The organism is Bartonella grahamii ATCC 700132 (assembly GCF_000518085.1).
Lineage (GTDB): Bacteria > Pseudomonadota > Alphaproteobacteria > Rhizobiales > Rhizobiaceae > Bartonella > Bartonella grahamii.
Map to the genome: position 1 here is coordinate 1 of NZ_KI912379.1, position 2,313 is coordinate 2,313.

A 2,313-nucleotide genomic window follows, 5' to 3' on the forward strand; every position below is an offset into this window, starting at 1 on the left:
GAAGAAGGTGTAGGATCTACCGGCGCAGAAGGTGAAGGTGGAATAGGTAAAATCGTAGAAGAATCTTGTTTAGGACTAATATAAATACCCTCGAGACGAAAATCCCAAAAGTCCCGATCTCCTGCAACTAATCTATTCATAGGATCTGCTTTTCCAAAAGAAGAACTTGGTCCATAAGCACGAAGACGATATTGATAAGGCAAACCATTTATTGCAGTATAATCGCCCATTAGTTTAAAAGAATCTTCACGCGCATATCCAGAAACTTGGATAAGTGAAATACTGTTGCTTCCTTCACCGCTTACTTCCTTTTCTGAAGTTTTGGAAAAATTTTCCATCACGAGCAGTGTAGTGCCGGAAACATCTCCATCGATCAAAATACGATCGGTTTTTTGAGAATCAAACAAACCATCATCATTCAAAAACGTACTGAGCTTAATCTGAACATTACCCTCCGCATTGTATGCCTCCTTGTATCGTTCATTCCCGATACGCAATGTTTGATAACCGCTGGATACATCCCGATTGAAAATAAATGTACTATCAGAAAGACTCACAGATGAAAGTGATGAATCTGTAAAAACAGAACCCTGCAAACCTTTATATTTGCTTTTTGTGAGATACCAAGTAGAACCACGCGTTAATTCTAATCTAGCAGTAGAAGTATCTTCAACGTGCGCACCCCCTGTAAGGGAAGAAGCGCTTGCTTTAATAGATATAGAAGAGTTCTTCTCAGCTTTTAATAACAAATCACCAGAGATCTTTGTTGCTTCTGATAAATCAAGAGAAACACTGGCTCCATAACCGCCCTGCCCAGTAACATAAATAGCTGTACCATCTGGAACTGTGAAAGTTGTCTGTTTTAAACGAACAGATGCCTTTCCCATAGTGATTCTTGGCTCTTTTGAAACACCTTTTTGTCCATAATATTCTGCCACTGTGTTTGGATCTAATAGATTAAAATACAGACCATAAACCCCCTTTCCCTGCACAGAAATATTTGAGCTTTCAATCTCAATATTCGTCTTCTTAAAAGCGTCTGATAGATCATAATTATGAATAGGCTGGCCTCTACTATTTACAAAAGCTGAAAAATTTTTAACCAAAAAGCCATGCATATCATTAAGCACAATAGAACTACTCCTCAAATGAACATCCCCACCTTGCAATATGTCAAAAGCCTCTGGTAATTTATCGACACTTTCATTATCAACTATAGCAGTGTATTTTTTTCCTTTTCCCTCAATCGTCATGGTATCGAGAAGATATCTCCCCCCAAACTTTGTTGAAAACGCGCCAATCTCATTAAAAGTAACAGTGCTACCTGACATCCTAACAAATGCATTAAGACCACTTACAATCCCTATACCCTTTGCATTCAAATTGTCTGGTTTAATCTCAACATTGACACGAACTAAAGCAACATCCGTCTCTTTCCCCGATGCATAAATAGCGTGCGAAGTTCCCTCAATCTTCCCGTCATTCATCTGAATAACTCCATTTAGAACACGAAGACCGGGGATATCCTTAAAGTTTGAATCCCTTAGAATAAGCTTTCCGCTATCTTGTACGAATGCACCATATTGAGATATTTCATCTGGATTATCACCCGTAACAGTTATACGAGACGCATTAACAATTGTGCCTTGCTTTGCTACATATATAGCTGCAATAGGCGCAGCCTCCTGAGAATTTTTTAAGTAATAAACTTTATCTGCGAGAAAGTGTGTTTTTCTATCATCGCATTTATAAAATGGAGCTTCTGGATCACATAAACTTCCAGCAGCTTCAAGATGGGAAATTTGCAAAAAATAAAGAATAGCTGTTGTAAAATTATATAAAAATGCATGTTTGTAAAATACATTTATCACCATTCTTCCTTACCCCTATTTATTAACGAAGAACAATCAAATAATGTATATTACAAACTTCTTAAAATAAAATAAATATACGATAAATAGCTAACTTAATTATTAATATAACTCTTATATACTTATATATAAATTATTCTATATTTCATAGATAACTAAAAATGATATTGTAATCTACCAGAAAAGCTCATTCCAGAAAACCCTGCTTTTGTCAGTCTATGCTGATAATTTATATCTCCATGAAGTACAAATTTCGAAGATAATTTGGCATTAAAACCAAGCCCCGCTTCCAAAGAAGAACCAAAAAAACCTAATTGGAAATCGTTTTTAAAAGAAACAAATTGCTTATCTTCAAAACTATTCAAATAAGAAAGCTTACTATAAAAAGAAACGACACGTCCCTCTTCAGAAATATTAAGTGTCTTGCTTAAACGCCCACCAA

1 protein-coding gene and 1 pseudogene are annotated in these 2,313 nt (G+C 35.8%); both read right to left on the reverse strand.

The features are described from left to right. A pseudogene (locus U736_RS0110430) lies at positions 1-1,874 on the reverse strand (autotransporter outer membrane beta-barrel domain-containing protein); the annotation flags it as partial. Positions 1,875-2,026: 152 nt separating this feature from the next. Continuing rightward, on the reverse strand, positions 2,027-2,313 hold a 287-nt coding region (locus U736_RS11450; RefSeq protein WP_034452323.1), incomplete at its 5' end, for an autotransporter outer membrane beta-barrel domain-containing protein.